This is a genomic window from Phenylobacterium sp., from assembly GCF_030693805.1.
Lineage (GTDB): Bacteria > Pseudomonadota > Alphaproteobacteria > Caulobacterales > Caulobacteraceae > Phenylobacterium.
Genome location: NZ_JAUXZW010000426.1, coordinates 1 through 1141, shown reverse-complemented (window position 1 = coordinate 1141; position 1141 = coordinate 1). Strand labels below are relative to the sequence as shown.

The window sequence follows — 1141 nt, the reverse complement described above, 5'->3', positions numbered from 1 at the left end:
GTGACCCACGCCCTGTTCGCAGGCGACGCCATCGAGCGCGTGCGCGCGGCAGGCGCACGCCATGTGTGGAGCAGCGACTGCATCCCCCACCCCAGCAACGCGGTCAGCATCGTGCCCGCAGTGGCCGGCGTGTTGCAGAACTGGGCGGCGGCCGGCTGAGCAACCGCCCACCCCTCAAACGCCCCCGCTCCCGGCCGCCGATGCGCGGTATTCGGTGCGGTGCGCCATGAAACGCATGTAGGCCATGCGCAGGTGCAGTTGCATCACCTGACGGGCCAGCTCGCCATCACGCGCGGCCACCGCCTGGGTCAGGTCCTCGTGGTGGTGCAGGCTTTGCCGGTGTTCGGCGGGCGTGGCGATGTAGAACGAGCGCACGATGATGGGCATGTCGATCATGGTCTCCAGCATGCCCCGCAGCCGGGGCGCACCACAGGCGCCGACCAGCGCCCGGTGAAAGTCGCTGTTGGCGGCCTGTATGCCGGCAATGTCGCCGGCCGCAATGGCTTGTGCCATGCGCGTGTTGCTGTCGCGCAAGGCCTGGGTCAGCTCGTGACCACCGCGCACCGCCGCCAGGCTGGCGGCAAAAGGCTCCAGCAGCAGGCGCAGCTGAAAGGTCTCGTCGATGTCGGCTTCGGTCCATTGCGAGGCGTGCACGCCCTGCCCGGCGTCGGCCGTGGCCAGGCCATCGTCCACCAGCCGCTTCAAGGCCGCGCGCACCGGTGTGCGGCTGAGATTGAGCTCACGCGCCAGCGGTTCTTCCTTCAGCTGGGTGCCGGGCTTGTAATGCCCGCCCACCAAACGCTCGCGAATGATCTCGTAGGCCTTGTCTGATCCCTTCATCGCCACGTGCCCGCCTGTCGTTGGAATGCCGCATTCTAGGTTCAATGCCCTCGACGGGCACGCCGCCACGGGCCTCATGTTCTTTTAATGTTCTTTGATTAGCGATTTTTAGGGGTTTACCCGCGATTTTGTTTTATTTTTGTTCTTGTTTTGTTTTTTATTTGTACACTTCGCCACCAACACAGGAAACACGGCAATGAAACTCGCACTCATAGGCGGCGGCATGGTGGGCAGGTGCTACGGCCAGGCCTTTGCCGCCCAGGGCATGGCCGTCTGCGGCATCTGGGACGCCCAGCCCAGC

The 1141-nt window shown here is 64.9% G+C and carries 1 protein-coding gene; it reads right to left on the bottom strand.

Annotated features, from left to right (window positions below; genetic code table 11):
• Positions 1–174: 174 nt before the first annotated feature.
• Positions 175–840 carry a GntR family transcriptional regulator gene (locus Q8M88_RS17130; RefSeq protein WP_305598363.1) on the bottom strand — a complete coding sequence of 222 codons (666 nt, stop codon included), beginning with the start codon at positions 838–840 and terminating at the stop codon, positions 175–177.
• Between the last annotated feature and the right edge of the window lie 301 nt (positions 841–1141).

What these genes read in the sequence shown, in the direction of transcription:
- Q8M88_RS17130 (WP_305598363.1), bottom strand. Translation starts at nt 840, where the DNA reads ATGAAGGGATCAGACAAGGCCTACGAGATCATTCGCGAGCGTTTGGTG.